A 25,991-nucleotide genomic window follows, 5' to 3' on the forward strand; every position below is an offset into this window, starting at 1 on the left:
GCCGTCTCCCTCAAAAGAACTTGCCATGAGCCGTTATCGCCCTCCCCGCACCGCTGGCACCGCGCTGATCACCCCTGAGGGTGAAGCGCGGATGCGGGCCGAATTCCATGAGCTGTGGCATGTGCGCCGTCCGCAAGTGACGCAATCGGTCAGCGAGGCAGCGGCTCAGGGTGATCGTTCGGAGAATGCCGAGTACACCTACGGCAAGAAAATGCTGCGCGAGATCGACAGTCGCGTGCGTTTTCTCACCAAACGCCTCGAAGCGCTCAAAGTGGTCAGCGAAAAACCGAGTGATCCGAACAAGGTCTATTTCGGCGCCTGGGTGACCATCGAAGACGAGGACGGCAAACAGTCGCGCTATCGCATCGTCGGCCCGGACGAACTGGACCTGAAACTCGGCCTGATCAGCATCGACTCACCACTGGCCCGCGCCCTCATCGGCAAGGCGCTGGATGCGGAAGTGCGGGTACAGACGCCGACCGGCGAACAGTTCGTCTACATCGTGGCGATCGAATATCCCTGACGCTCAGCGCCGGGTAATCAGGCCCTGGCGTGCGACGCGGGTCAGTTGGCGAATCATTTCCGGCGCTTCTTCAAGACTCGGAGCCTGAATGACGGCCAGATCGAAGCTGTCATCGGCAAAACGCGCCAGCGACTCACCGTCTTCGACAAACTGGATCAGAAATGCGGCAGGACCGCCGCTGCGACGTGGCCAGCCATCGAGATAACGCAACAGCGTCGGCTGATGTTTGCCGCCAAGCAGGATTTTCGGATTGCGCTGGGTGATGTGTGCCGTGATCGGCGCGGGACGTGCTGGAGGGCGTAGTGCATTCATCGTGTCGTGTCTCTGCCTCAAAAGTCTGCATGGCAGGTGAGAGGCAACACCGAACCAGCGCTTTAGCGGTATTTCGAAGCCCTGTTCCGGCTTCTGACGGCAACTGAAGAACAGTCACCTGGCGCCCCGCAAGTAGCTGTTTAAATCGGCGCATGAGCGGCATCCTAGAGAACGTGACCGGCCAGTGTCAAGAATCAGCCGCAACAAAAAAGGCCCGCATAATGCGGGCCTTTTGCTTGAGCCAGAGCCTTCAACCGGCGATGGCGCGATCCACCGAGAGCTTGCCGGCACCTTCGATCAGTACCGCGAGGCTGCCACCGAGCAGAGCCAGGGCGAACTCGTAACCATTGTTGGCCATGAACAGACCGTTGCTGATGTGCACAGTGAAAATGGCCACCAGCGACAGGAAGGTCAGACCCAGTGCCGCCGGGCGCACCAGCAGGCCGATGATCAGCGCCAGACCGGCGAAGAACTCGGTGCCGCCGGCCAGTGTGGCCATCAGATAACCCGGGGTCAGACCGATGCTTTCCATGTATTGCGCGGTGCCTGCCAGACCGTAGCCACCGAACAGACCAAAGAGTTTCTGCGAGCCGTGGGCGGCGAAGATCACGCCGACGGCAATGCGCAGAATGGTCAGACCGTAGCCGGCGCGGGTGAACAGGACCTTGTTGATCAGAGAGCTCATGTTGCGTTTCCTTGTGGTCAGAAGTGCTTGTTGGTTGGCCGCTATATTAATCAGTTAATTTCATGTTAAAAGCGCAAAAAATCCGCCATAACAATCAACTTATTAGATCATTTGCGTGAGACCACTTTTTGCCCTGCGGGCTCCAACGACTCCCGCTCCCGGTCGAACGCCAAGTAATACTTGTTCACGCTATTAACATAGCTGACGGCTCCCATTCCCACCTGCTCCATGGCGATGCGCTCGACCTGGAAGAACCATTGGTTGGGATTCAGGCCGCGACGCCGCGCTTCTGCACGCATGCCTTGCACCCGCTCCGGCCCGATGTTGTAGGCGGCCAGAGTGAACGCCATCCGCTCGCGCTCGTTGAGTTTCGGGCTATTGAAGAACTTGCGGCGGATCATCGCCAGGTACTTGGCCCCGGCCTGCACATTCGCATCGAGATTCTGGATATTGTTGACGCCGACCCGCTGCGCAGCGGACGGCGTGATCTGCATCAACCCGGTTGGCCCGCCGCCGCTGCGCGCGCTGGGTTGCAGCGCAGACTCCTTGAAGGCCAGCGCCGCCAGGTTGAGCCAGTCCATATTTTGCGCTTCGGCGTGTTTCTGCAGCGTCGGGCGCAGTTTTTCCAGTCGCTGACGGTCAGCCTTGGCCAACGGATAGTGCACTTGATAGAGGCGGCGGTAGATCCGCAGGAATGCCGCATCTTCGTTCGACGGTTTTTTGTAGCCGGTCAGGAAGCGGTCGATGCTGGCCCGTAACATCGAGGCATCGCGGCGCACGAACCAGTATTCCTCGCCCGGTTCGCTGATCATCACCTGCCGGTCGAAACGCAGCTTGGGCAGGATCTTGCCCCAACGCTCGGCAATCGGTTGCTCGACGATGGTCAGGTGGAAGATACCGCCCTGGACCATTTCCAGCACATCTTCGACCGCCAGCGTCGGATCGACCCATTCGATCTTGATCGGCGCCAGTTTGTGTAGCGCCAGCTTCTGGTTGAGCTGACTCACCGCCTCCCCTGCCGCACTGCCGGTGGGCAATGCCAGGGTTTTGCCGGCCAGTTGTTCGACCTTGGTGTAGCGCTTCTCGCCCTTGATGCCGACCAACACCAGCGGCACGTTGCTGGCAATCGGCTCGCTGCTGGCGACCGCGTGGCCCGGTTGCAACTCGAGCAGTTCGCCCGGCGCAACAAGATCACCTTCGCCGCGCTGCAACGCGCCGAGCAATTGGTCCTTGGCTTTGGGGATGATCTTGAGGGTGACTTCCTGGCCGTCGCGGGCGTGGCCGTTGAGGTACTGCTCGAAGGCACGCAGACGGTGGTATTCGACGCCGATGGCCTGACCCTGGACTTCGCCAGAGCTATTGCGGCTCTGGTTGACCAGCACCCGCAGGAGGCGGCTGCTGCGGATCTCGGTCAGGTCGCGGACCTTGGCGGCCGGCACGGCTTGCAGCGGCCCGGGCAGCCGCGCGACCGCCGTCATCGGCAGCAGCAACGAACCACACAGCAGGAGCAAAACCGACGGACGAACCATCCACTCTCCGGAAAGAATACGGGCGTTTTCACCGCTGAACGGTCGCAAAACACCGACGAAAACAGAGCGCCTGGAGCGCTGATAAAGTGCGAGAGACTGGCACAGTGATAGCAATGCTGTCACACCAGCCTGCCTCGCGGCCTCAACAGACAGCCATAAGCCGTTGTAGTTCTTGGCTTTTCTTATAAATCTACAGCTCTGATATGCTTTCCGGCCTTCGGCCCGAGGTAGCACCATGCAACTCATCGATATCGGCGTCAACCTGACCAACCCCAGTTTCGCCGACAAACACCAGGCCGTGCTCGACCGCGCCTACGCTGCCGGAGTCTGCCAACTGGTGCTGACCGGCACCAGCGTCGAGGGCAGCGAACAGGCGCTGGAACTGTGCCAGCAACTGGATCCGGACGGCCAGCGACTGTTCGCCACCGCCGGCATTCACCCGCATTCGGCCAGCGACTGGAATGCCGACAGCGCACGGCGTCTGCGCAGCCTGCTGCAAGAATCGAACGTGGTGGCGGTGGGCGAATGCGGGCTGGATTTCAACCGTGATTTCTCGCCGCGCCCGCAGCAGGAAAAAGTCCTCGAAGAACATCTGGCGCTGGCGGCCGAACTGCAATTGCCGGTGTTCCTGCACGAACGTGATGCGAACCAGCGCCTGCTGGAAATCCTCCGAGACTTTCGCGACAGATTGCCCGCCGCCGTGGTGCATTGCTTCACAGGTGAGCAGAAAGCGTTGTTCAGTTACCTCGACCTGGATCTGCACATCGGCATCACCGGCTGGATCTGCGATGAGCGTCGCGGCACTCATTTGCATCCGCTGGTGAAGGAGATCAAACGCGGTCGCCTGATGCTGGAAAGCGATGCGCCGTACCTGCTGCCACGCACATTGCGGCCAAAACCGAAGAACGGTCGCAACGAGCCGGCGTATCTGACCGAAGTGCTGCGTGAAGTGGCCTTGCATCGAGGCGAGACCGAGGAAGATCTCGCGGCCCACACCACCGCCTGCGCGCGGGCGTTTTACGGTCTACCTACCCTGCCCTAGCCGGGGCGACTGCATCACTTGTTGATGCACATCAAAATCCGGGCACCTGGGTAGCGGCACAATAATGGCACCTTGCCAAAACTGTTTCCGCTATCAGAGAAGACCTCCATGGGTGCCTGGCTTAGCAATATCTCGCTGAAATACAAATTCTGGGCGGTCAACGCGGTCGCCTTTGTCACCACCCTGTTGCTGGTGCTGTACGCCGTACAGCTCGAACAACAGGCCCGCAGTCACGCCGCGCAAACCTCGGCCCAGGCCCAGGCACAGGTGCTCAAGGCCTGGCCGGCCGGGCAGGCGCTGCCCAAATCCGATCAAGTGCTGACGTTCAAACGCGGCGAAGCACCGCGCCTCAACGATCAGCCGTTGCTGGAGATCACCGACACCAACGGCTGGATCGAGATCAGTCACTTGCCGTTGTTCGGCGAAAACCCGCTGCTCGGCGCGGAGGTATTCAGCCGTGCCGATGGCCAGCAGGTCGCCGTGATCGCCTGCGCGCCCAGCCTCAGTCAAGTGTTCAGCGAGCGCTTCGCCAACTATGCGGTGGCGGTGTTCATCCTGATGCTGGCGATGCTTGGCGCTTCACAGTTGCTGATCCGCTTTCTGCTCAGCCAGCTCAACACCCTCAAGGACGTAATGCTGCACGTGGAGAAAACCGGCGACCTCGCCGCTCGGGTGCCGCTGGCCTGCAAGGATGAAGTCGGGCAGATGGCCAATGCGTTCAACGCAATGCAGGCCGGTTATCAGCGGGTGGTCACCACCGTGGCCAACACCGCGCGGCAACTGGATATCGGTGCCGCGCGACTGGCGTCGAGCATGAACGAAGTGCGTCACGGCATGCTCGGCCAGCAGAGTGAAACCGATCAGGCCGCCACGGCGATCAACGAAATGACCGCCACCGTCTACCACATCGCTCAGCACGCCGGCGCCACGCGCGACCTGTCGCAAACCGCCGACGGCCTGGCCGGCAGCGGTCAGCAGGTGGTGAGCCGAGTGCAGACGTCGATTGCCGGGCTGTCCAGCGGCGTGCAGCAGACCGCCGAGATGATTCAGCGCCTGGCCGAGGACAGCCAGAAGATCAATGGCGTGGTCAGCGTGATTCACAGCATCGCCGAACAGACCAACCTGCTGGCACTCAACGCCGCCATCGAAGCGGCCCGAGCCGGGGAAATGGGCCGCGGGTTCGCGGTGGTCGCCGACGAGGTGCGCAACCTCGCCAAACGCGTGCAGACCTCCACCGATGAAATCACCACCATGGTGTCAGCGTTGCAGGCCGGCACCCGTGACGCGGTGGACTTCATGCAGGAGAGTTCGTACAAGGCCGACGACTGCGTGCAGCAGGCGCAAGAGGCCGGCGAAGCGCTGGCGGAAATCACGGGGGCGGTGGCGCAGATGCGTGAGAGCAACACGCAGATTGCGGTGGCGGCAGAACAGCAAAGTCAGGTTGCCGAAGAGATGAATCGCGCCGTGGTGAGCATTCGCGATGTCACCGAGAACACTGTGCAGCAGACCGTGGATTCGGCGACCACCAGTAACGAGTTGGCGACGCTGGCCGGGGAACTGAACAAGGCGATCGGTCAGCTCAAGCTCTAGGGCGCAACATCAAAAATGGCCATTGTCCCTATTACTTCAATAGCCAACCTTGATTCGCCGCTCTGGCTGCCCGGGCCTATTCTTCAACCATGTACTGAACATGGATCGAGGAGCAGCAACATGGGCAAACGTCACCCCAACCTTCCCGCGTGGCAATGGCGCGCATATCCGAACAACCATCAGCATCCGACCAATCTGGTGCTGCACCTGATTGCCGTGCCGCTGTTCATCGTCGCGTTTCTGTTGATCGTCTCCGGTGTGTTCAGCCTGAGTCTGGCCAGTGTGGCGATCGGCGTGATTGGTATCATCGCGGCGCTGGGTCTGCAGCGCCATGGTCACAGCCTGGAGGCGCAAGCCTCCGAGCCGTTCAGTGATCGCAAGGACGCCGTCTCGCGTCTGCTGGTCGAGCAGTTTCTGACGTTTCCGCGGTTCTTCCTCAGTGGCGGCTGGTACCGTGCCTGGCGTGAGCGTCACCGCCGCCATTGAGTCAGGCGAAGATCGTCACCGTCTGCCGGCTCATGGCAATCAGTTCACCCTGCGCGCTCCACAGCTTGGCGGCGACATGGCCGTAACCGTCGGCCGCATACTCGATGTCCGCCAGGTACTGGCAAAAATCCAGCGTGCTCAAATCCCGTAACGGCTGAACGAATTCGATGGTCCAGGTCAACGTGCTGCCCGGTGCCGGTTTCTTCAGGTACGGCAACAGCGCCGGTGGCCAGGCATCGACCAGCGCCAGCAGGTGCGCCTCGTTGACCGGCTCTTCCTTCACATCCCCGCGCAAGCGCACCCAACCGCCCATCAGCCGCGATTGAATGCCGGTGAACGGCATGCCGCCGACACTCCAGCGCATCGCCAAATGACGCATGAACTCCGGGGTTACGCCTTTGATGTATGGCAGTTCCTGGCAGTCGTTCCAATGTTTCATCTCGGGTGCCGGATAGGCTTCCACCGCCACCTCCGACGGTCGCGAAGCCCCGAAGCTGCCTTGCACCATCGTCACCACCTGACCGTTCTGCACGGCGCGCCCCAGCACTTGGCTGACCGCCTTGCCTTCGCGCAGCACTTCGACCCCAAAGCTCACCGGCACTTCGGGCTCGACCGGGCCGACAAAGGTGATCGCCAGCGAACGCACCGGCCGATCAGTCGGTACTCGGGTGCGCATCACTTCAAATTGGAGTGCGGCCACCAACCCGCCAAAACTGGCCCGGCCCTGGCCCCACTCCGCCGGAATCGTTACCTCCGGTTGACGACGGACAGCATCGATCAGATCGCAAAAGCGCATGGAAACCTCGGACACGAAAAAGGGAATGACCGGATCTTAACCAGCGCGGCAGAGCCGCGCAGCGTCCATTCCGGTCAAAGAGACTGACAGATAAGACAGCGGCGCTGCGCGCCAGCGGGTTTCAGGATTTGAAGCAGGCCGCGCTGAGTTTATCCAGTACCCGGTCGGCCTTGATTTCGGCTTTGGCCATGGTCGCCTGCCATGTGGCGACGCAGGGTCGCAGATCCGGCTCCAGTTCGGCGCGCGCCAGCCATTGCCAGCAATCGTGCCAGTCACCGAGGGCGCCTTGTGCGGATTTCAGACGGGTTAATGCGGCTTCCGGCAGACGATCGAGTTCCGGGTAAGCCTCGATGCCGTAACGCACGCGCTTGATCAGCAAACGCAGACGATGGCGGTCGTGGGCCGGGTCGTGCAGCGCCACGTCGAGGTTTTTCCATTGTTTGCCCAGACGTTTCTCGATGCGCTTGTCCAGGCGCTTGAGCAATCCCTGGCGCTGGGACGCTCGCAGAAAGCGCGGGAAGGCGTCGAGGATCATCAGCAGCGAAGCCACTTCGGCGCTGGCCGCCAGCGTCGGATACGCCTCGGCCATTTGCGCCATGCGGCGCTGCGCGGCTTCGGGCTGATCATGCTTGATCAGCCAGGCCGCCAGCACTTCGCGGTCGCGCCAGGGCGTGGTCAGTTGCCCCACCGCAGCCGCCGCATCTTCCAGTTGCTCGACACCGGGCAAACCGCGCAACGGCCGCAACAGACTGCGCAAACGGCGCACGGTGGTGCGCAAATCATGCAGCGCCTCAGGGTCGGTCCGCGCAGTCAGACGGGCCTGACAGCCCAGCAGCCGTACTTCGAGGCTCAGGACATGGGCCACCAGCCGATCAACCAACGCAGACATCGCTTGCTCCTGAATTCAATGGCTTTGCACGAGTGTGAACTGGCGCAAGACACCTGCCCTTGCGCCACGTCAGCAGCTTAGCGTCCGGCGCGGGATTCGCGAATGTAGAAACGCGCCTTTTCGGCCTTCTTGGTGCAGCCTTCGAAACCCTCGAATTGCTGCTGAGTCTTGGCCGCCGTCAACAGCGACAACGCCTTGGAATAGCTGACGGTGCCGGCAAACCCTTCGGCCTTCGCCAGGTCCAGTTCATGCCACGCCGCGTCGAGCTGGCTGCCGCAGCTGTCGCGATAAGCAGTCTTGCCGGCGCAACCGGCCAATGCCAGAGCCATCAACGGCACACAGATCCAGGCTTTCATCACTCACACCTCAAAGATAGGTCAACAGTCGTGCAGGTAAGACGGTAAGGCAGCGAAAAAGTGCCTTGTACCCCGCAATTGCACCGCACTGCAAAAGATAGCGCCGACGGGTCATGAAGTATCGAAAAAACGACGCCATGGCCGCCCCGAGCGACCCCGGCGATTGAAGCCCGGCCCTCGATGGGTGCATTGTGGAACCTTGCCGGGAGGAAGACGGATGAAAAAACGTGTCGCACTGGTGCTGGGCTCCGGTGGCGCCCGGGGCTATGCCCATATCGGGGTCATTGAAGAGATCGAACGACGGGGCTATGACATCAGCTGTATTGCCGGCTGTTCAATGGGGGCCGTGGTCGGCGGAATCTACGCCGCCGGCAAGCTCGACGAGTATCGCAACTGGATCGAAAGCCTGGATTACCTCGACGTGCTGCGCCTGGTGGATGTCAGCTTCCGTCTCGGCGCGATCCGTGGCGAGAAAGTCTTCGGCCAGATCCGCAAGATCGTTGGCGAGATCAACATCGAAAACCTGCGCATTCCCTACACGGCGGTGGCCGCCGACCTCACCAATCAGCAGGAAATCTGGTTCCAGGAAGGCTGCCTGCATCAGGCCATGCGCGCCTCGGCAGCGATTCCCAGTCTGTTTACCCCGGTGATGCAAGGCAACCGGATGCTGGTGGACGGCGGCATTCTCAACCCGTTGCCGATCGTGCCGGTGGTGTCGAGCCACTGTGACCTGATCATCGCGGTCAATCTCAACTCGACCAACCAGCGCCATTACAAACTGCCGGTGATTCAACGCCCCGCCGCGTTCCGTACGCGCTTCGACAGCCTGATCAGTTCGCTGGGTTCGAAGATGCCGTTCCGCCGCAAACAGGCCGAGCAACTGCTGATCCTGGAACAGGAAGCACTGCGTGCCGAAGCGGCGGACATCAATCCGTGGGTCGAAAGCGCCGAGCCGGAAGCCCAGCAACCGGCCGCCGCCCCGGAGCGCGACGGCGCACCCAAGTCCGCCACCGGTTCATTTATCGTCGATAACGTCGGGCCGGCGTCATTGCTGGACCTGATCAACCAGAGTTTCGAGGTGATGCAGACCTCGCTGGCGCAGTACAAGATCGCCGGGTATCCGCCGGACATCCTGATCAACGTGCCGAAGCGGGTGTGCCGGTTCTTCGAGTTCTACAAGGCGCCCGAATTGATCGCGCTGGGTCGCGAGATTGCCCGGGATACGCTGGATCGCTACGAGAGCGAACAGAACTAAAGGCTGCTCTCGCTCAACAAGCGATAACCGACACCGGCCTCGGTCACGATGAAACGGGGCCGGGTCGGATCGTCCGCCAGTTTCTGTCGCAGATGACCGACCACGATCCGCAGGTAGTGACTGTCTTCGGTGTGAGTCGGGCCCCAGATGTCCTTGAGCAATTGCTGCTGGGTGATCACCCGCCCCGGATGCCGCGCCAGTTGCGCCAACACTGCATATTCCTTGCGGGTCAGGGCGACTTCGACGCCGTCGAGCAACACGCGGCGATATGCCAGGTCCACGGTCAGCGGGCCGAAATTCAACGCGGCCTGCTGCGCTTCGCCGGCCGGCGCCTGACGCAGCAACGCGCGCACCCGGGCGAGAAATTCCTGAATGCCGAACGGCTTGGTCACGTAGTCATTGGCGCCGCCATCCAGCGCCTGGACTTTCTGCCCTTCGCTGGCACGCACCGAGAGCACCAGCACCGGCGCCGTGGCCCACTCGCGAAACTCGCGCAGCACTTGCTGGCCGTCCATGTCCGGCAGGCCGAGGTCGAGCACCAGCAGATCGGGTTTGTTCAGCGCCGCCTGGGCCAGGCCCTCGGCGCCGGTGCCGGCCTCCAGCACTTTGTAGCCCTGGGAAGCGAGGCTGATACGCAGGAACTTGCGGATCTGCGGTTCGTCATCGATGACCAAAATGGTCGCGGTCTGGCTCATGAATTCACATCAACACAAAAGAGTGGCAAGAGAGTAGCGCAGCGCGGATCAGGCTTCACCGTCCATCCCCGGTTGCGTCTGCAACGGCAAGTGCAGGGTGATGCAGGTGCCGCGTCCGTCGATGCCGTCGCCGACACTGATCCGCCCGCCATGGGCGCCGACCATACCCTGACAGATCGCCAACCCGAGCCCCGTGCCCTGCCCGCCCCGATCACCCCGGGCGGCGGTGTAGAACATGTCGAAAATCTTCGCCCGCTCATCGACGGGAATCCCCGGCCCTTCATCGCTGACCGAAAAAAACACTTCGCTGTCATCCGCCCCGGCACGCAATTGCAGACGGCCGTGAGACGGCGAGAAGCGTGCGGCGTTTTCCAGCACGTTCACCAGCGCCTGTTCAATCAACGCGGCATGCACGTACAGCAGCGGCAGTTCGGCTGGCACATCGGTGCTCACCTGCAAAGATGAGAGCACTGCCCGCAGTCGGTTGAGCGCACTGCCGACGATGTCCGCCGGCGACACCCAGTCCCGCGCCAGCTTCAACGCACCATGCCCGAGACGGGTCATGTCCAGCAGGTTCTGAATGTAGCGATCGAGACGTTCGGCTTCGTCGCGTGTGCCTTCGAGCAGCTCGCGGCGATCCTCCAGCGGGATCGCTTCGCCGAGGGCCAGCAGGCTGTCGATGCTGCCGCGCATCGAGGTCAGCGGCGTGCGCAGATCGTGGGACACCGAGGCCAGCAAAGCGCTGCGCAGTTGTTCGGTTTCGCCGTGCAGGCGCGCGGCTTCCAGATCATCGGCCAATTGCGCCCGGGCCAATGCCTGGGCCAGCGGCTGACTCAACGCGGTCAGCAAACGACGACGCTGGCCGCTCAAGGTTCGGCCCTCTTTGGCGCACACCCCGAGCAGCGCCAGCGGTCCGTCCTCCACCGACAGCGGCCACCACCACCAGCGACCGAACGGCAACGTGCCGGTGCCCATGCCCGCCGGTTGATCGTGTTGCCAGGCCCAGTCGGCGGCGGCGCGTTCGGATTCGGTGAACTGCAACGGTCCGCCGGTTTCAACTTTCCAGCCACCCTGCCCGTCACGATTGAGCAGGCACAGTTGCAGATCGCTCCAGCCATTGAGGTGTTGCGCGGCGGCGCTGACCACGGCCTGGCGGTCGGTGGCGGCGGTGAGTTTGCGCGACAGGTCGAGCAGTTCGGTGGTCTCTTCCTGGGTATCGCGCAGCGCCTGCAATTGCCGCCGCTGTCGCGCCGCGAGGTTGCCGGTGAGCGCCGCCATCAGCAGGAAGAACAGCAAGGTCAGCACGTCTTCTTCGCGCTGGATGCTGAAGGAGAAATTCGGCGGGATGAACAGAAAGTCATAGGTCAGAAACGACAGCGCCGCACAGGCCAGCGCCGGGCCGAGGCTGCTGCGAACCGCCACCAGCAGCACCGCCGCAAGGAACACCAGCGAGATATTCGGCAACGGCAGCACGCTGGACACCGCCCAAGCCAGCGCACTGGCCAGCACTGTGGCGACCAGCGCCAGGGCATAGTCGAACCACACCAGCGTCGGCGCTACACGCGGGCGCGGCTGATGCTGTTCCTGGTCACTGTCCAGCACGTTGATTTCCAGGCCATGAGCCTGACGCAGCAAACGCGCCGCCAGCCCACCGCCGAACAGGCGCCTGCGCAGACGCGGCCGGGACTGGCCGACCAGCACCAGACTCGCCCGTCGTTCAGCCGCATGCTGGATCAGGGTTTTCGCCACTTCGCCGGCCCGCAACAGCACCACCTCGCCGCCGAGGCGTTCGGCCAGTTGCTGGGCGCTTTGCAGGCGCAGGCGCGATTGCTCGTCGCGCACGCTGCCGTTATCGACGTGCACCAGACTCCATGGCAGATGTCGCCGCTGGGCGACGCGGCTGGCGTGACGCACCAGCCGTTCGGCCTGCGCATCGCCATCGACGCCGACCAGCAAGCGCCCGCGCACCGCCGGCGCGGCCTGACCGAGCTGGCGATAGCCTTGAGCGAGATCGTTATCGACCTGCGCGGCAGCGGTCTGCATCGCCAGTTCGCGCAGTGCGGTGAGGTTGGTCTGAGTGAAGAATGCATCGATCGCGGCGCGTGCCTGCTCAGGCACGTAGACCTTGCCTTCGCGCAGGCGCTCGAGCAGTTCGCGGGGCGGCAGGTCGATCAGCAGCAGTTCGTAGGCTTCTTGCAGCACCCAGTCAGGGAGGGTTTCGCGTACCTGGACACCGGTGATGCCGCGCACCTGATCGTTGAGGCTTTCGAGGTGCTGGACGTTGACCGTGGTGTACACGTCGATACCGGCGGCGAGCAGTTCCTGAATGTCCTGCCAGCGTTTGGCGTGGCGGCTGCCGGGGGCGTTGCTGTGGGCAAGCTCATCGACCAGCACCAGTTTCGGCCGGGCCGCGAGCAGGCCATCGAGGTCCATTTCTTCAAGCGTCACGCCACGGTATTCCGAGCGCACCAACGGCAGTTGCGGCAAACCGCCAAGCAGCGCTTCGGTTTCGGCGCGACCATGGGTTTCAACCACTCCGGCGATGACTTTCACGCCCTGGCGCAATTGGCTGTGGGCGGCCTGCAACATCGCGTAGGTCTTGCCCACACCCGGCGCAGCGCCGAGGAAAACCTTGAGCCGGCCGCGTCCATCGCGGGGCAAGTCTGCTAACAGCGCGTCGGCGCGGCCGGAGTCACTCATGCTTGAAGCTCTCTTCCTGAAGTTGATCGTTCCCACGCTCTGCGTGGGAATGCAGCCCAGGACGCTCTGCGTCCCGCACATGCTGACGCACAGCGTCTTTTAAGGCGTTCCCATGCAGACGGTTCGACGCCTGGACATGGGAACGAACATCCACTACAGCTTTTCCAGCGCCATGTTCAGCGTCAGCACATTCACCACCGGCGGGCCCACCAGCGGCTGTTCGATGTGCGCGTCGAGCAGTTGCTGCAAGGTCGCCACCGGCAGATTGCGCGCGGCCGCAACACGCGCCAGTTGATAGGCAATCGCCGCCGGTGGCAAGTGCGGATCGAGGCCACTGCCGGAGGTGGTCAGCAGCGCCAGCGGCACCGGGCCCTGACCGGGCACCTGCAGCTTGTTGGCGTCATCGATCACCCGAGTGGCCAGCGCCGGATTGCTTGGCGACAGGTTGCTCGCACTGCTCGACACGGTGGCGAAGGCACCGGCCGAAGGACGCGGATGAAACCAGGCATCGCCGACAAAGTCCTGCGCGATCAGCGACGAGCCGCGCACCTTGCCTTCGGCGTCGCGCACCAGGCTGCCGTTGGCTTGCTCGGGGAAGGCGACCTGGGCAACGCCGGTCACCACCAGCGGATAGGCAACGCCGGTGACCAGGGTCATCAGCACCAGCAGGCTCAGGGCCGGACGTAACATTGTGGACATTTCAAAATCCTCGAATTCGTGCTTGAAGCGGTGTGCCCGGCACACCGCTGTTCAGGTTCAAACCAGATGCAACGCCGTCAACAGCATGTCGATCGCCTTGATCCCCACAAACGGCACCAGAATCCCGCCCAGGCCATAGATCAGCAGATTGCGACGCAGCAGCGCCGCCGCACTCGCTGCCTGCACCCGCACGCCGCGCAGGGCCAGCGGAATCAGCACCACGATGATCAACGCGTTGAACACGATGGCCGACAGGATCGCGCTCTGCGGACTGCTCAACTGCATGATGTTCAGCACGCCCAGTTGCGGGTAGATCGCGGCAAACAGCGCCGGCAGGATCGCAAAGTACTTGGCCACGTCGTTGGCGATGGAAAAGGTCGTCAGCGCGCCACGGGTCACCAGCAATTCCTTGCCGATCTGCACCACGTCCAGCAGCTTGGTCGGGTCGCTGTCGAGGTCGACCATGTTGGCCGCTTCACGCGCGGCTTGCGTGCCGTCGTTCATCGCCATGCCGACGTCAGCCTGAGCCAGCGCCGGGGCATCGTTGGCGCCGTCGCCGCACATCGCAACCAGACGACCATCGTTCTGCTCGTGACGGATGCGCGCCAGTTTTTTCTCCGGTGTGGCTTCGGCCAGTACGTCATCGACACCCGCTTCAGCGGCAATCGCGGCGGCGGTCAGCGGGTTGTCGCCGGTGACCATCACCGTGCGAATCCCCAGCTTGCGCAGCTCGGCAAAACGCTCGCGGATGCCCGGCTTGACCACGTCTTTGAGGTGGATTGCGCCGAGCAGTTTGCCGTCGGCGCAGACCAGCAACGGCGTGCCGCCGCTCTGGGCGATCCTGTCGATTTCCCGGGACAGCGCCGGGGCCAGGTCCTTGCGTTGTTGGCCGAGGAAGGCCAGCAGCGAATCCACCGCGCCCTTGCGGAACACACGGCCCTGATAGTCGACACCGGACAAGCGGGTTTCTGCGCTGAACGGTACGGGGGTCAGGGTTTCCGGCGAAGGTTCCGGCTGCGGATTTGAGCCGCGAAGGTACTCGACTATGGACTTGCCTTCGGCGGTTTCGTCGGCCAGCGAAGCGAACAGCGCGCCTTCGGCCAGCTCACGGGCATTCACGCCCGGCGCTGCATATACCGCGCTGCAACGACGGTTACCGAAAGTGATGGTGCCGGTCTTGTCCAGCAGCAGCACGTGCACGTCACCCGCCGCTTCCACCGCGCGACCGGACTTGGCGATCACGTTAAGGCGCACCAGCCGATCCATCCCGGCGATACCGATCGCCGACAGCAGACCGCCGATGGTGGTCGGAATCAGCGTGACCAATAACGCCACCAGGAACACCAGCGGCAAGCTGCCGTTGGCGAAGTGGGCGAACGGTTGCAGGGTCACGACCACCAGCAGAAAGATCAGGGTCAGGCCGATCAGCAGGATATCCAGCGCCACTTCGTTCGGGGTCTTCTGGCGTTTGGCGCCTTCGACCAGCGCGATCATGCGGTCGAGGGTCGATTCACCGGGATTGGCGGTGATCTTCACCAGCAGCCAGTCGGACACCAGCCGGGTGTTGCCGGTGACGGCGGAACGGTCGCCGCCGGACTCGCGAATCACCGGCGCCGATTCACCAGTGATCGCCGCTTCGTTGACCGCCGCAATACCTTCGATGACTTCGCCGTCACCGGGGATCATCTCCCCCGCTTCAACGCGCACCACGTCGCCCTTGCGCAGACTGGTGGCCGGTACGACCTGGAAGCTGCCGTTGGCCAGTTTGCGGCGGGCGCTGAGGCCTTCGCTGCCGGCCTTGAGGCTGTCGGCGCGGGCCTTGCCACGACCTTCGGCCAGCGCTTCGGCGAAGTTGGCGAACAGCACGGTGAACCACAGCCACAGGGCGATTTGCGCGGCCACGAAAGTCGGCACGCCGTTGTCGGGAATGAAGCACAGCACGGTGGTCAGGATCGCCGTCAGTTCGACCACCAGCATCACCGGCGAGCGCTGCAACTGGCGCGGGTCGAGCTTGACGAACGCTTGCACCAGCGCCGGACGCCACAGGGCGCTGATCGCGGTTTTCGCTTGTTCCGGCGCCTTGGCGACGACGGGTTTGATTGCGGGCATATTCATCATCAGCTCCTTAGAAGCCCATGCTCAGGTGTTCAGCGATTGGGCCCAGTGCGAGGGTCGGCAAGAATGTCAGGCCGCCCACCAGCAAAATGGTCACGGTCAACAGGGTCACAAACAGCGGGCCGTGGGTCGGGAAGCTGTTCTGGCCGATCGGTGCGGTTTTCTTCATCGCCAGGCTGCCGGCCAGAGCCAGTACCGGGAGGATGTAGCCGAAGCGACCGATCAACATGCCCAGTCCCAGCATCAGGTTGTGGAACGCGGTGTTGGCGCCGAAGCCGCCGAATGCCGAACCGTTGTTCGCACTGGCCGAGGTGTAGGCGTAGAGCAACTGACTGAAGCCGTGCGGGCCGGGGTTGCTCACCGCCGCCACCGGGCCCGGCAGGCTCGCTGCAATCGCGCCGAGCACCAGCACGCCGACCGGCATCACCAGCAGGGTGATGACCAGCAGCTGCACTTCACGGGCCTGGAGTTTCTTGCCGAGGTATTCCGGGGTGCGGCCGATCATCAGGCCGGCGAGGAACACCGCGATCAGCACGTTCAGCAACATGCCGTAGAGCCCCGCGCCGACGCCGCCGAAGATCACTTCACCGACCATCATGTTGACCAGCGCAACCATGCCGCTGAGCGGGTTGAGGCTGTCATGCATGCCGTTGACCGAACCGTTCGACGCCGCCGTGGTGGTCACCGACCAGAGCACGGTGGCGGTGGTGCCGAAGCGCGCTTCCTTGCCTTCCAGCGGCGCGGTCTGTTCGACGGCGACGTTGTTCAAGGCAGGGTTCGGCTGATACTCGGCCCACAGCGAAGTGGCGCCGCCGATGATGAACAGCGCGAGCATGCAGCCGATGATGGCGCGACTCTGACGCAGATCCTTCACGTAGTGGCCGAAGGTGAATACCAATGCCACCGGGATCAGGATGATCGACGCGACTTCGAACAGGTTGCTCCAGGCAGTCGGGTTCTCGAACGGATGCGCCGAGTTGACGCCGAAGAAACCACCGCCGTTGGTGCCCAGTTGCTTGATCGCAATCTGGCTGGCAGCCGGGCCGAGCGGGATGACTTGGTCAACGCCCTGCATCGTCACTGCATTCACATATTGAGCGAAGGTTTGCGGCACGCCCTGCCACACCAGGTACAGCGCCAGCAGCAGACACAGCGGCAGCAGACCGTAGAGCGTGGCACGGGTCATGTCGACCCAGAAGTTGCCGAGGGTTTTGGTGGACTTGCGCCCGATGCCACGGCACAGCGCAACCAGCACGGCGAGGCCGGTGGCGGCACTGACGAAGTTCTGCACGGTGAGGCCGACCATCTGGCTCAGGTAGCTGAGGGTCGCTTCACCGCTGTAGGACTGCCAGTTGGTGTTGGTCATGAAGCTGACGGCGGTGTTGAACGCCTGGGTCCACTCCTGGCCCGGCAGGTTTTGCGGGTTCAGCGGCAGGTGATCCTGAAACAGCAGGATCGCGAACAGCAGCAGAAAACCGGCGAGGTTGAATGCCAGCAGCGCCAGCGTGTACTTCTGCCAGCTCTGTTCATCCTGCGGATTGACCCCGGCAATGCGATAGCAGCCACGTTCGACCGGGCCGAGAATCGGCGTCAGCCAGGTGCGCTGGCCCTCCATCACCTTGTAGTAGAAGCGCCCGAGGAACGGCGCCGGCAGCAAGACCACCGCGAAGAATGCGAGGATCAGCCAATAGTCATAACTGTGCATAGCCGCTCCTAAGTCCGATCCGCGCGCAACAGCGCAACCAACAGATAAATGAACAGCCCCACTGCCAGCAGCAGTGACACCCCGTCCAGAACGCTCATGGAAGATCTCCGTGTTACGGCGTATTGCCGCGTGTGGAGGCATTGTCGGAAAGGAGGCTGTAAAGGAACGAGACCGAGGTTGCGCGCAGGGCATAAAGAAAGCGTAAAGAGTGGGTTTACGCGGGCGTTACAGCAGAGTTTTGCGTCGTGTGGACGGGCCTCTTCGTCGGATCGCCGCCCGGACCAGGCCCACTCCCACGTTTTGAAACGCGCTCCTCCAGACACCACTTACACCTGCGGGCTTGCCCGCGAAGACGGCAACACAGACAACATCGCACCCAACTGGCGCACAACTCTGTGGGCATTGCGCCGCGAACATCCCCGATACGACAGCTTTAAGCGCATTACGACCCGCCAATACAAAATGGCACGCCCACTGCACACGCCTTTCCCCGAGCTTTCCAAACCGTTCAGGGAGCAAACGCATGAACACTCAACTCAAACCCACGCTGGGCACGTTGCATCTGTGGGGCATCGCGGTGGGGCTGGTGATTTCCGGGGAATATTTCGGCTGGAGTTATGGCTGGGGCGTCGCGGGAACTCTCGGCTTTCTGGTGACCTCATTCATGGTCGCCACCATGTACACCTGCTTCATTTTCAGCTTCACCGAACTGACCACGGCGATTCCCCACGCGGGCGGGCCGTTTGCCTACAGTCGCCGGGCTTTCGGTGAAAAAGGCGGATTGATCGCAGGCCTGGCGACACTGATCGAATTCGTCTTCGCCCCGCCGGCGATCGCCTTGGCGATTGGCGCGTATCTGAACGTGCAGTTTCCGGCCCTCGATCCGAAACACGCGGCGGTCGGCGCATACATTGTGTTCATGACCTTGAACATCCTCGGGGTGAAACTGGCAGCGACCTTCGAACTGGTGGTCTGCGTGCTGGCAGTGGCCGAGTTGCTGGTGTTCATGGGTGTAGTCGCCCCGGCCTTCAGCTTCAGCAACTTCGCGCTCAATGGCTGGGCCGGTTCGGACATCTTCGGCGCTCCGGCGATTGCCGGGATGTTCGCGGCGATTCCGTTCGCGATCTGGTTCTTCCTCGCCATCGAAGGCGCGGCCATGGCCGCCGAAGAAGCCAAGGACCCGAAACGTACGATTCCCAAGGCCTACATCAGCGGCATTCTGACCTTGGTGTTGCTGGCGATGGGCGTGATGTTCTTCGCCGGTGGCGTCGGTGACTGGCGCACCCTGTCGAACATCAACGACCCGTTGCCTCAGGCGATGAAAACCGTGGTCGGCGACAATTCCGGCTGGCTGCACATGCTGGTGTGGATCGGCCTGTTCGGGCTGGTGGCGAGTTTCCACGGGATCATTCTTGGCTACTCGCGGCAGTTCTTCGCCCTCGCCCGCGCCGGTTACCTGCCCGCCTCGCTGGCGAAGCTGTCGCGCTTCCAGACCCCGCACCGCGCCATCATTGCCGGCGGCGTGATCGGCATCGCGGCGATCTACAGCGACGGGCTGATCAACCTCGGCGGCATGACCCTCACTGCCGCGATGATCACCATGGCGGTGTTCGGTGCGATCGTGATGTACATCATGAGCATGCTCAGCCTGTTCAAACTGCGTAAATCCGAACCAAATCTGGAGCGCACCTTCCGCGCGCCGTGCTATCCGTTGATTCCGTTGATCGCGCTGGCGCTGGCCGTGGTGTGCCTGGTAGCGATGGCCTGGTTCAATGCGCTGATCGGGCTGATCTTTCTCGGCTTCATGGCGGTCGGTTTCGGATACTTCCTGTTGACCGGCCAATTGCGCGCCAACGCCCCGGCAGACGCCATGCTCACCGGACTGTAAACCGCGACGGGCATAACCGGCCTAGAATGGAACCACTGCGAATGCACTTCGCTCAAAGTGGTATGCAGCGTTGAACGGCGAAACCCTCGCCCGTCGACCTGTCTTTAAGGAGAGCCGTTATGCCCTGGTATGCCTGGTTGATTCTGGTCGTTGCAATCGGCTCGATCGTCGGCGGTCTGATGATGTTGCGTGACACCGCCAACAAGGTCGAACTGACCGATGAACAGCGCAAGCGCGTCGCTGAACGCAATGCCGAAGCGGACATCAAGGACGCGCAGGACCGCTGAACGAAAAACCCCGCCTGAATCGGCGGGGTTTGTTTTTATCGCGGCTACTTTTCCCATTCAGCCTTGGCGATGTGCAAGCCATGCAGGCCTTTGTACGCCGCCCGTTCCGGCTGGCTCCAGCCTTCGAGCAGCGCATCGTCCAGACGATAGATTTCCACGCCGAGCGGGCGGCACACGGTCAGCGGATCCTGCGCATCCGGCCCCCACATCGCCAGCGACAGATCACCGCCGGGGCACGTCGACAATGCACACAGCAAGTCGATTTCCGCAAAGAACTCCAGATAGTCACCCTTCTGCGCCGGGCAGGCCTTCATGAAGTACAGGTCATCGTGATTCAGGCCCGTGCACTGGAAGATGTTCAGCACGTCATGCACGTCGAACTCGGTCAGGCCATGGGGCAACACGGCGCGGGTCAGGTTTGAATGGCAGTGATGATGGAAATCCTCGCCGGTGAGCATCTTGTTCACGTAGGGATCACAGCGCGTGCCGAGCAAATCGTGCAGGCGCCCACCGTGCTCGTCGATGCCATAGTCGGCCAGGCTGTCATCGGTGATGGTCACCAGCGGACGAAGAAAAGGCAGGTTCGACCAGAGCCGGTCGTGGGTGCTGACATGGGCGCCCTGCAGTTGCCGGGTGCGCGCCGCCCACATCCGTTCACGCGGATCGTGTGCGTTCCACACATTGAAATCGCCCACTTGGGGCCCGACCGGTGTGGTGACACGAAACACATGCCCCGCCGGCACATGCCAGGCACGACCGGTGCGGATCGGCACTTCGAATTGTTCGATCAGTGTGCGCCCGTCCTTGCGGTCGCGAATCCGTTCGTAGAAAGGTGTATTGACCTGTAGCGCCGAGCCTTTGCTGACCTGATAGGCGGCCGGGTAGTCTTTGTACATGATTCTCCTGCTCCTCAAGTGATGGCAACTTTGCAAGCTGCAACCACTATCCGTGCCAACCATTTATGGTTGTTACGAACTTGTTGGATTCACCGGCAGGCTTTTTAGAAGTAGAAGTACAGTCACCATTCAATTTGCATTGGTTAAGATGGCGGTCTTGTTGCGGAGAGTTTAAATGCGTTACTCGCAAGATCATAAAGCCCAGACACATCAGCGCATTATCAAGGAAGCGTCCGAGCGGTTTCGCAAGGACGGCATTGGTGCGACCGGGCTGCAACCTTTGATGAGGGCACTGGGCCTGACGCACGGCGGCTTCTATTCGCACTTCGCGTCCAAGGACGAACTGGTGGAAAAAGCGCTGCAAGCTGCCGGCGAGCAGGTAGCGGGGCTGTGCGCGGAAATCTTCGCCCAGGACAAACCGTTGGAGGTGTTCATCGACACCTACCTGTCCGAATGGCACCAGACAAGTCCCCATGAAGGCTGTCCGTTGCTGACCATATCTTCGGAGCTTGGACTGCGTGGCCAGCCTAGTCCGACCAGCGATTCAGTCTTGAAGGCTCGCCTCGACCAGATCGAAGGCACCCTTGAAGGCGAGAACGCCGCCGAACGCAGCATCGTCATCATGGCGACACTGGCCGGGGCGCTCCTGCTGTCACGCAGTGTTGCGGATGCCGAATTTGCGCAGCAGATCCTCGACGTCACCCGCGAACACCTCAAGCGCTCCGAAGGCTAAGCCTGCCAGCGCTTGAACAGCACGCTGGCATTGACCCCACCGAAGCCGAAGCCGTTGGATAACGCATACTCGATCGGCATCGACCGCGCCTGACCGTGGACGATGTCCACGCCTTCGCTCGCCGGATCGGGATTCTCGAAGTTGAGCGTTGGCGGAATGGTTTGATCGCGGATCGCCAGCAACGTGAAAATCGCCTCCAGACCTCCCGCCGCACCCAGCAAATGCCCCGTCGCGGATTTGGTCGAGGTCACGGCAATCTCGTTCTGGGTCCCGAATACCGATTTAATCGCGGCCAGTTCACCGAGATCACCCACTGGCGTCGAGGTCGCATGTGCGTTCAGATGTTGCACCTGATCCGGCGTGACACCAGCCTGGGCCAGCGCCAGAGTCATCGCCCGGCGTGCACCGCTGCCGTCTTCCGGCCCGGCGGTCAGGTGATAGGCGTCGGCGCTGGTGCCATATCCGACCAGTTCGGCTAATGGCTGCGCCCCCCGTGCCAATGCGTGCTCAAGTGATTCGATCACCAGCAGCCCCGCACCCTCGCCCATCACGAAACCGTCGCGCCCGCTGTCGAACGGGCGTGAGGCGCGCTCAGGCGTGTCGTTGTAGCCGCTGGACAAGGCCCGCGCCGCCGCGAAACCGGCAAGGCTGACGCGATCGATGCATGCTTCCGCACCGCCGCACACGGCAATATCGGCCTCGCCGACATGAATCAGCCGAGCGGCATCACCGATCGCCTGCACGCCGGCGGCACACGCCGTGACCGGCGCACCGAGCGGGCCCTTGAGACCGTGCTGGATCGAGACATGGCCCGCCGCAAGGTTGACCAGAAACGAAGGGATAGTGAACGGTGACAAGCGACGCGGACCACGGCTGTCGGTGGTCCGCACCGCATCGGCGATTGCACCGAAGCCGCCGACACCTGAGCCGATGATGGTGGCCGTGCGTTCCTGAGCGTGGGATTGCGTCGGGTGCCAGCCCGCCTGTTCAAGCGCCTGCCGTGCAGCCTCCATCGCGAACAGAATGAAACGATCCATTTTCTTCTGTTCTTTGGGCGGCGTGGCGCGATCCGGATCGAACCCAGCTTCGGCATCCTCCTCCATCGTCGGCACCACCCCGCCGACCCGCGTCGGCAGATCGGCAATGACCGCTTCCGGCAGGTTTCGCAATCCCGAACGCCCGGCCAGCAAGCGCTGCCAGACAACTTCGACGTCGCTTCCCAAGGGCGATACCAGGCCCATACCCGTGACAACTACTCGACGCTGATCCATATCGGGTTGACCTCTCACGAATCAATTTACTTGTAACGGCTGGCCGCCGAACTGTGGGACAGATTCGGGGCCATTACATGACGCGCGGCGACAAAGGCTTGCCATTCCCCGACATCAGGCAGCGAAGGAATGGTGACGAGTTCGCCCTGATCCAGACCGGACAGCGCAGCATCGACCATCTCGCCCGCTTCCATGACCATTTCCGCCGGAATACCGCTGGCATCGAAACCGGAGCGATCCCAGATTTCAGTGCGGGTCACGCCGGGCAATACCGCTTGCACCTTGACCCCGGTGCCTTCGAGTTCGGTATTGAGCGATTGAGTCAGGCTTAGCACGTAAGCCTTGCTGGCGCTGTAGGTGGCGTTGAAACGTTCGGGGAACAAGGCAACCACCGATGCAATGTTGATGATCGTGCCACGCCCGGCGCGGGTGAACGCCGAGGCTGCTGCGGCTGCCAGCCGGGTCAGGGTTGTGACGTTCAACTGGATCAGTTGCTCCAGCACCTCGGGATCGGCGTTGGCCAGCAAGCCGTTTACCGCTACGCCCGCATTGTTGACCAGCAGGCTGATACTGGAGTCGCTGCGCAGGCGCTGCTCAAGCTTGAGCACTTCATTCTTCTGGGTCAGATCGGCTTTCAGGACTTCGACCTGAACGCCATGTGCGTCCCGAAGCTTGCTGGCTGCAGACTCCAGACGCTCCTGATCGCGAGCCACCAGCAACAGATCAAAACCACGTGCCGCCAACCGCTCGGCATACACCGCACCGATACCGGAAGATGCGCCAGTGATCAACGCCGTACCTTGGGATTTTGGGGAATTCATGACGATACTCCTGGAATGCGTAAGGGATGAGCGACCGCTGAAAAGCAGAGGGCTTCAGTGGCGACTGAAATTATTATAGGCATAATCTCAAAGCAATATGATAGCCGTAATTTTCTATTTTCCGACGGAAAGGCTGTCGTCCTTCTGCGATGCACCCAGGAATCGGGAACCAAAAAGGGCCGGTCAATGACCGGCCCCTTGGCGTTGAACAATCAGCTTAGTTCACTTCCAGCTTGTCGCGATTGCGATCCAGAATCGCCTTGCCGATACCTTTCACCTCAAGCAATTCGTCCACCGATGCAAACGGCCCGTTTGTTTCACGATAAGCAACAATCGCTTTCGCCTTGGCCTCGCCCACGCCTGCCAGTTCCTTCTGCAGAGTGGCCGCATCGGCACCGTTCAGATCGACCTTCTGATTTTCAGAAGCGGCTGACGCGTCCATCACCACAGGCGCCCTGTTCGTTTCGGTAGACGCCGGAGGCGCAGCGATTGCGGCAATCGAGGCGCTGGTCAGCAGGGCAAAAATCAGGGAGTAGAAATAACCGGTACGCATAAGTGACGCTCCATCATCAATTGAGAAAGCAGCTTTTCCGAAGCTGCTCTCCAAACTTAGGCGATGATGGGAGCCTGTCAAAAACGTGTCCGTTACAGGATGTGAAACAATCAGGGTTCGAGACGGCGCTGCTGGTAGATCCAGTCAACGATTTCGCCGTCAGGGGTGTAGCCGCTGACGGTTTCGCGCAGAATCTGGCGGACGCGGGAATAGTCATCCGCATCGACAGCAGCGAGCAGCTCTCCCAACCGGGATTTAAGAACATCCCAAGGCAAGTGATCCTCACTGGCGGTCATAATCATCGGATGCGGCGTCGCGGCAACGTTGTCGCCAATCAGCAGTTCTTCGTAGAGCTTTTCACCCGGGCGCAAACCTGTGAACTCGATGGAAATGTCGCCCTGCGGATTGCGCTCGGAACGAATACTCAAACCGGACAGATGAATCATTTTCTCGGCCAGTTCCACGATTCTCACCGGCTCGCCCATATCCAACACGAACACATCGCCCCCCTGCCCCATGGAGCCCGCCTGAATCACCAGTTGGGCGGCTTCCGGGATCGTCATGAAGTAGCGGGTGATTTTCGGGTGTGTGACCGTCAGCGGACCGCCGGACTTGATCTGACTGTGAAACAGCGGGATTACGGAACCGGACGAACCCAGCACGTTGCCGAATCGGACCATGGTGAAGCGGGTCTTGTTGACCCGGGAGACGTTGGCTGCGTCACCAAACAATACCGGCGCCACCTCACGACTCAGCGCCTGGAGAGTCAACTCTGCAAGACGTTTCGTGCTGCCCATGATATTGGTCGGACGGACAGCCTTGTCAGTCGAGATCAATACGAAATTCGAAACGCCTGACTGCAAAGCGGCTTGCGCAGTATTAAGCGTACCAATCACGTTGTTCAACACACCTTCAGCAATGTTGTGCTCGACCATCGGTACATGTTTGTAGGCCGCTGCGTGATAGACCGTGTCGACCCTCCAAGATTTCATCACGTCGAGAAGCTTTTGAGAGTGCCGGATCGAACCGAGTATCGGCAGTAACCGGACAGGGATCGATTCGCGACTGCCACGCTGTTCGAGTTCAGACAGAATGCTGTAAAGGTTGAATTCGCTGTGTTCGAACAGAATCAGGGTAATCGGTCCCAGCGCAAAGATCTGACGGCACAACTCAGATCCGATCGAGCCTCCCGCCCCCGTCACCATCACGGTCTTGCCCTTGATGCAACGCTCCAAAAGGTCAGGCAACGCAGGAACAGCATCACGCCCCAACAAGTCGCCGATATCTACTTCTTGAATATCTTCGACCCTGACCCGACCACTGGCCAGGTCGGTAAAGTTAGGAACACTTCGAACATGTAGTGGAAAGCCTTCCAGAACGTTCAGGATTTCCCTGCGTCTTGCCCGGGTCGAAGAAGGCAAGGCGAGGAGAATTTCCTGCGCACCAGTAACATCAATCATTTGTTGAATATGTTTGGGTTTGTAGACCTGCAATCCTGAAATGGAGCGATCGGAAATACCCGGATCATCATCGATAAATGCTACCGGACGCATGACACGCCCCATGCGAAGGGCCGCCACCAACTGATTTCCGGCAACGCCGGCGCCATAGATGGCTACCTTGGTCAAACCATCATCGCGATTGGTAAAGGGAACGTGCTGGGCGGCAGTGAACCAGTCGCCCATGAAATATTGACGCATCAGCAGGCGCAGGCCGCCGATGATCACCATGCTCACCCACCAGTAATTGAAGATTATCGAGCGAGGAACGACAGTTTCGTGATTGCTGTACCAGTAAACAATCAACGCCAGAATTAACGATGAAAGGCTGACGGCCTTGATGATCGCAACCAGCGCATCATTGCCGAAGTAACGCATCACAGCCCGGTACATACCAAAACGAATGAACAACGGAATAGCCACGAAAGGCGCCGAGGCAAACAACCAAAGATGAACACGCAGCGGGTTGTACATGTCATCGATGCCAAGACGAACGATAAAGGCCAACCAGAGTGCCAGCCACACCAATACTATGTCGGTGGCGACCTGAATCAGCCTTTTACGACGCCGGGGCAAACCCAGCAAATACGTTCTTACCTTGTCCATCATCCCGTCAAACACCTCAGCACTGTTCCTTTCAACTGACCTTACTATCACGCCTTCCCC

25 protein-coding genes are annotated in these 25,991 nt (G+C 61.5%); 8 read left to right on the plus strand and 17 right to left on the minus strand.

Going from position 1 to position 25,991, the window contains the following annotated elements; genetic code table 11:
- Positions 1-25 precede the first annotated feature (25 nt).
- Positions 26-523 (plus strand): transcription elongation factor GreB, encoded by a 498-nt coding sequence (gene greB, locus MKZ87_RS17815; RefSeq protein WP_039770483.1) that lies wholly within the window; start codon positions 26-28, stop codon positions 521-523.
- Between the two features lie 3 nt (positions 524-526).
- Here greB and MKZ87_RS17820 read toward each other — a convergent pair whose 3' ends face one another.
- The 3 genes from MKZ87_RS17820 to MKZ87_RS17830 all read right to left on the minus strand — a co-directional run bounded on the left by MKZ87_RS17820 (position 527) and on the right by MKZ87_RS17830 (position 3,049).
- Positions 527-835, minus strand: a complete 309-nt coding sequence (locus MKZ87_RS17820) for a hypothetical protein (protein ID WP_085607170.1) — start codon at positions 833-835, stop codon at positions 527-529.
- A gap of 250 nt (positions 836-1,085) precedes the next feature.
- Complete coding sequence (locus MKZ87_RS17825; protein ID WP_007950955.1) at positions 1,086-1,520, minus strand: DoxX family protein; 435 nt, start codon at positions 1,518-1,520, stop codon at positions 1,086-1,088.
- Between the two features lie 107 nt (positions 1,521-1,627).
- Complete coding sequence (locus MKZ87_RS17830; protein WP_266201460.1) at positions 1,628-3,049, minus strand: transglycosylase SLT domain-containing protein; 1,422 nt, start codon at positions 3,047-3,049, stop codon at positions 1,628-1,630.
- 235 nt (positions 3,050-3,284) lie between these two features.
- Between MKZ87_RS17830 and MKZ87_RS17835 the strand changes: the two genes are divergently transcribed.
- The 3 genes from MKZ87_RS17835 (at position 3,285) to MKZ87_RS17845 (ending at position 6,167) form a co-directional block, all read left to right on the plus strand.
- Positions 3,285-4,091: a TatD family hydrolase gene (locus MKZ87_RS17835; RefSeq protein WP_227233157.1), complete on the plus strand. Its 807-nt coding sequence runs from the start codon at positions 3,285-3,287 to the stop codon at positions 4,089-4,091.
- A gap of 108 nt (positions 4,092-4,199) precedes the next feature.
- A complete protein-coding gene (locus tag MKZ87_RS17840; protein ID WP_266201463.1) occupies positions 4,200-5,681 on the plus strand; it encodes a methyl-accepting chemotaxis protein in 1,482 nt (493 codons plus the stop codon).
- 120 nt (positions 5,682-5,801) lie between these two features.
- Positions 5,802-6,167 carry an Mpo1-like protein gene (locus MKZ87_RS17845; RefSeq protein ID WP_039770492.1) on the plus strand — a complete coding sequence of 122 codons (366 nt, stop codon included), beginning with the start codon at positions 5,802-5,804 and terminating at the stop codon, positions 6,165-6,167.
- 1 nt (position 6,168) lies between these two features.
- Here MKZ87_RS17845 and MKZ87_RS17850 read toward each other — a convergent pair whose 3' ends face one another.
- From MKZ87_RS17850 to MKZ87_RS17860, 3 genes are all read right to left on the minus strand, one after another.
- Positions 6,169-6,963: an acyl-CoA thioesterase gene (locus tag MKZ87_RS17850; RefSeq protein ID WP_266201465.1), complete on the minus strand. Its 795-nt coding sequence runs from the start codon at positions 6,961-6,963 to the stop codon at positions 6,169-6,171.
- 121 nt (positions 6,964-7,084) lie between these two features.
- Entirely contained in the window at positions 7,085-7,852 is a 768-nt protein-coding gene (locus tag MKZ87_RS17855; RefSeq protein ID WP_085699996.1) for a CHAD domain-containing protein, read from the minus strand.
- Positions 7,853-7,929: 77 nt separating this feature from the next.
- A complete protein-coding gene (locus MKZ87_RS17860) occupies positions 7,930-8,208 on the minus strand; it encodes a hypothetical protein (RefSeq protein WP_007950948.1) in 279 nt (92 codons plus the stop codon).
- Positions 8,209-8,425: 217 nt separating this feature from the next.
- On the opposite strand from MKZ87_RS17860, the gene MKZ87_RS17865 reads away from it, so the two are divergent.
- Positions 8,426-9,463 carry a patatin-like phospholipase family protein gene (locus MKZ87_RS17865; protein WP_085699994.1) on the plus strand — a complete coding sequence of 346 codons (1,038 nt, stop codon included), beginning with the start codon at positions 8,426-8,428 and terminating at the stop codon, positions 9,461-9,463.
- On the opposite strand, the gene MKZ87_RS17870 is transcribed toward MKZ87_RS17865, so the two are convergent.
- The 6 genes from MKZ87_RS17870 to kdpF all read right to left on the minus strand — a co-directional run bounded on the left by MKZ87_RS17870 (position 9,460) and on the right by kdpF (position 17,475).
- Entirely contained in the window at positions 9,460-10,158 is a 699-nt protein-coding gene (locus MKZ87_RS17870) for a response regulator (protein ID WP_039770498.1), read from the minus strand. The genes MKZ87_RS17865 and MKZ87_RS17870 overlap by 4 nt on opposite strands.
- 48 nt (positions 10,159-10,206) lie before the next feature.
- Positions 10,207-12,858, minus strand: coding sequence for a sensor histidine kinase (locus MKZ87_RS17875; RefSeq protein WP_085699992.1), 2,652 nt, complete (start codon positions 12,856-12,858; stop codon positions 10,207-10,209).
- A 153-nt stretch (positions 12,859-13,011) separates the two neighbouring features.
- Positions 13,012-13,557 carry a potassium-transporting ATPase subunit KdpC gene (gene kdpC / locus MKZ87_RS17880; protein ID WP_085699990.1) on the minus strand — a complete coding sequence of 182 codons (546 nt, stop codon included), beginning with the start codon at positions 13,555-13,557 and terminating at the stop codon, positions 13,012-13,014.
- 57 nt (positions 13,558-13,614) lie between these two features.
- The gene (gene kdpB / locus MKZ87_RS17885; protein WP_266201469.1) at positions 13,615-15,672 is read right to left on the minus strand and encodes a potassium-transporting ATPase subunit KdpB; all 2,058 of its coding nucleotides are present in this window, start codon (positions 15,670-15,672) and stop codon (positions 13,615-13,617) included.
- A gap of 10 nt (positions 15,673-15,682) precedes the next feature.
- Positions 15,683-17,377, minus strand: a complete 1,695-nt coding sequence (kdpA, locus tag MKZ87_RS17890) for a potassium-transporting ATPase subunit KdpA (RefSeq protein ID WP_266201471.1) — start codon at positions 17,375-17,377, stop codon at positions 15,683-15,685.
- 8 nt (positions 17,378-17,385) lie between these two features.
- A complete protein-coding gene (gene kdpF, locus MKZ87_RS17895) occupies positions 17,386-17,475 on the minus strand; it encodes a K(+)-transporting ATPase subunit F (protein WP_007950940.1) in 90 nt (29 codons plus the stop codon).
- A 425-nt stretch (positions 17,476-17,900) separates the two neighbouring features.
- Here kdpF and eat point away from each other — a divergent pair, with 425 nt between their 5' ends.
- Together eat and MKZ87_RS17905 are read left to right on the plus strand one after the other, a co-directional pair.
- Positions 17,901-19,265: an ethanolamine permease gene (eat, locus tag MKZ87_RS17900; protein WP_085704392.1), complete on the plus strand. Its 1,365-nt coding sequence runs from the start codon at positions 17,901-17,903 to the stop codon at positions 19,263-19,265.
- Between the two features lie 119 nt (positions 19,266-19,384).
- The gene (locus MKZ87_RS17905; protein WP_007950938.1) at positions 19,385-19,552 is read left to right on the plus strand and encodes a DUF2897 family protein; all 168 of its coding nucleotides are present in this window, start codon (positions 19,385-19,387) and stop codon (positions 19,550-19,552) included.
- A gap of 44 nt (positions 19,553-19,596) precedes the next feature.
- Here the strand turns inward: MKZ87_RS17905 and MKZ87_RS17910 are convergent, their stop codons facing one another.
- On the minus strand, positions 19,597-20,448 hold the full coding sequence (locus MKZ87_RS17910) for an urea carboxylase-associated family protein (RefSeq protein WP_085607190.1): 852 nt from the start codon (positions 20,446-20,448) through the stop codon (positions 19,597-19,599).
- A 175-nt stretch (positions 20,449-20,623) separates the two neighbouring features.
- Here MKZ87_RS17910 and MKZ87_RS17915 point away from each other — a divergent pair, with 175 nt between their 5' ends.
- The gene (locus MKZ87_RS17915; protein WP_085699980.1) at positions 20,624-21,181 is read left to right on the plus strand and encodes a TetR/AcrR family transcriptional regulator; all 558 of its coding nucleotides are present in this window, start codon (positions 20,624-20,626) and stop codon (positions 21,179-21,181) included.
- Here MKZ87_RS17915 and fabF read toward each other — a convergent pair.
- From fabF to MKZ87_RS17935, 4 genes are all read right to left on the minus strand, one after another.
- Positions 21,178-22,452, minus strand: coding sequence for a beta-ketoacyl-ACP synthase II (gene fabF / locus MKZ87_RS17920; RefSeq protein WP_266201474.1), 1,275 nt, complete (start codon positions 22,450-22,452; stop codon positions 21,178-21,180). The two genes, MKZ87_RS17915 and fabF, sit on opposite strands and share 4 nt — an antisense overlap.
- Before the next feature lie 26 nt (positions 22,453-22,478).
- Positions 22,479-23,273, minus strand: a complete 795-nt coding sequence (locus tag MKZ87_RS17925) for an SDR family NAD(P)-dependent oxidoreductase (RefSeq protein ID WP_266201476.1) — start codon at positions 23,271-23,273, stop codon at positions 22,479-22,481.
- Positions 23,274-23,490: 217 nt separating this feature from the next.
- Positions 23,491-23,826, minus strand: coding sequence for a ComEA family DNA-binding protein (locus MKZ87_RS17930; RefSeq protein ID WP_085704386.1), 336 nt, complete (start codon positions 23,824-23,826; stop codon positions 23,491-23,493).
- A gap of 110 nt (positions 23,827-23,936) precedes the next feature.
- A complete protein-coding gene (locus MKZ87_RS17935) occupies positions 23,937-25,931 on the minus strand; it encodes a polysaccharide biosynthesis protein (protein WP_085704507.1) in 1,995 nt (664 codons plus the stop codon).
- Positions 25,932-25,991 lie beyond the last annotated feature (60 nt).

It is taken from the genome of Pseudomonas sp. MCal1 (genome assembly GCF_026341415.1).
Taxonomy (GTDB): domain Bacteria; phylum Pseudomonadota; class Gammaproteobacteria; order Pseudomonadales; family Pseudomonadaceae; genus Aquipseudomonas.

What these genes read in the sequence shown, in the direction of transcription:
- MKZ87_RS17835 (WP_227233157.1), top strand. Translation starts at nt 3,285, where the DNA reads ATGCAACTCATCGATATCGGCGTCAACCTGACCAACCCCAGTTTCGCC.
- MKZ87_RS17875 (WP_085699992.1), bottom strand. Translation starts at nt 12,858, where the DNA reads ATGAGTGACTCCGGCCGCGCCGACGCGCTGTTAGCAGACTTGCCCCGC.
- MKZ87_RS17820 (WP_085607170.1), bottom strand. Translation starts at nt 835, where the DNA reads ATGAATGCACTACGCCCTCCAGCACGTCCCGCGCCGATCACGGCACAC.
- kdpA (WP_266201471.1), bottom strand. Translation starts at nt 17,377, where the DNA reads ATGCACAGTTATGACTATTGGCTGATCCTCGCATTCTTCGCGGTGGTC.
- kdpF (WP_007950940.1), bottom strand. Translation starts at nt 17,475, where the DNA reads ATGAGCGTTCTGGACGGGGTGTCACTGCTGCTGGCAGTGGGGCTGTTC.
- kdpC (WP_085699990.1), bottom strand. Translation starts at nt 13,557, where the DNA reads ATGTCCACAATGTTACGTCCGGCCCTGAGCCTGCTGGTGCTGATGACC.
- kdpB (WP_266201469.1), bottom strand. Translation starts at nt 15,672, where the DNA reads ATGAATATGCCCGCAATCAAACCCGTCGTCGCCAAGGCGCCGGAACAA.
- MKZ87_RS17830 (WP_266201460.1), bottom strand. Translation starts at nt 3,049, where the DNA reads ATGGTTCGTCCGTCGGTTTTGCTCCTGCTGTGTGGTTCGTTGCTGCTG.
- fabF (WP_266201474.1), bottom strand. Translation starts at nt 22,452, where the DNA reads ATGGATCAGCGTCGAGTAGTTGTCACGGGTATGGGCCTGGTATCGCCC.
- MKZ87_RS17935 (WP_085704507.1), bottom strand. Translation starts at nt 25,931, where the DNA reads ATGGACAAGGTAAGAACGTATTTGCTGGGTTTGCCCCGGCGTCGTAAA.
- MKZ87_RS17860 (WP_007950948.1), bottom strand. Translation starts at nt 8,208, where the DNA reads ATGAAAGCCTGGATCTGTGTGCCGTTGATGGCTCTGGCATTGGCCGGT.
- MKZ87_RS17845 (WP_039770492.1), top strand. Translation starts at nt 5,802, where the DNA reads ATGGGCAAACGTCACCCCAACCTTCCCGCGTGGCAATGGCGCGCATAT.
- MKZ87_RS17870 (WP_039770498.1), bottom strand. Translation starts at nt 10,158, where the DNA reads ATGAGCCAGACCGCGACCATTTTGGTCATCGATGACGAACCGCAGATC.
- MKZ87_RS17905 (WP_007950938.1), top strand. Translation starts at nt 19,385, where the DNA reads ATGCCCTGGTATGCCTGGTTGATTCTGGTCGTTGCAATCGGCTCGATC.
- greB (WP_039770483.1), top strand. Translation starts at nt 26, where the DNA reads ATGAGCCGTTATCGCCCTCCCCGCACCGCTGGCACCGCGCTGATCACC.
- MKZ87_RS17840 (WP_266201463.1), top strand. Translation starts at nt 4,200, where the DNA reads ATGGGTGCCTGGCTTAGCAATATCTCGCTGAAATACAAATTCTGGGCG.
- MKZ87_RS17850 (WP_266201465.1), bottom strand. Translation starts at nt 6,963, where the DNA reads ATGCGCTTTTGCGATCTGATCGATGCTGTCCGTCGTCAACCGGAGGTA.
- MKZ87_RS17910 (WP_085607190.1), bottom strand. Translation starts at nt 20,448, where the DNA reads ATGTACAAAGACTACCCGGCCGCCTATCAGGTCAGCAAAGGCTCGGCG.
- MKZ87_RS17925 (WP_266201476.1), bottom strand. Translation starts at nt 23,273, where the DNA reads ATGAATTCCCCAAAATCCCAAGGTACGGCGTTGATCACTGGCGCATCT.
- MKZ87_RS17915 (WP_085699980.1), top strand. Translation starts at nt 20,624, where the DNA reads ATGCGTTACTCGCAAGATCATAAAGCCCAGACACATCAGCGCATTATC.
- MKZ87_RS17825 (WP_007950955.1), bottom strand. Translation starts at nt 1,520, where the DNA reads ATGAGCTCTCTGATCAACAAGGTCCTGTTCACCCGCGCCGGCTACGGT.
- eat (WP_085704392.1), top strand. Translation starts at nt 17,901, where the DNA reads ATGAACACTCAACTCAAACCCACGCTGGGCACGTTGCATCTGTGGGGC.
- MKZ87_RS17855 (WP_085699996.1), bottom strand. Translation starts at nt 7,852, where the DNA reads ATGTCTGCGTTGGTTGATCGGCTGGTGGCCCATGTCCTGAGCCTCGAA.
- MKZ87_RS17865 (WP_085699994.1), top strand. Translation starts at nt 8,426, where the DNA reads ATGAAAAAACGTGTCGCACTGGTGCTGGGCTCCGGTGGCGCCCGGGGC.
- MKZ87_RS17930 (WP_085704386.1), bottom strand. Translation starts at nt 23,826, where the DNA reads ATGCGTACCGGTTATTTCTACTCCCTGATTTTTGCCCTGCTGACCAGC.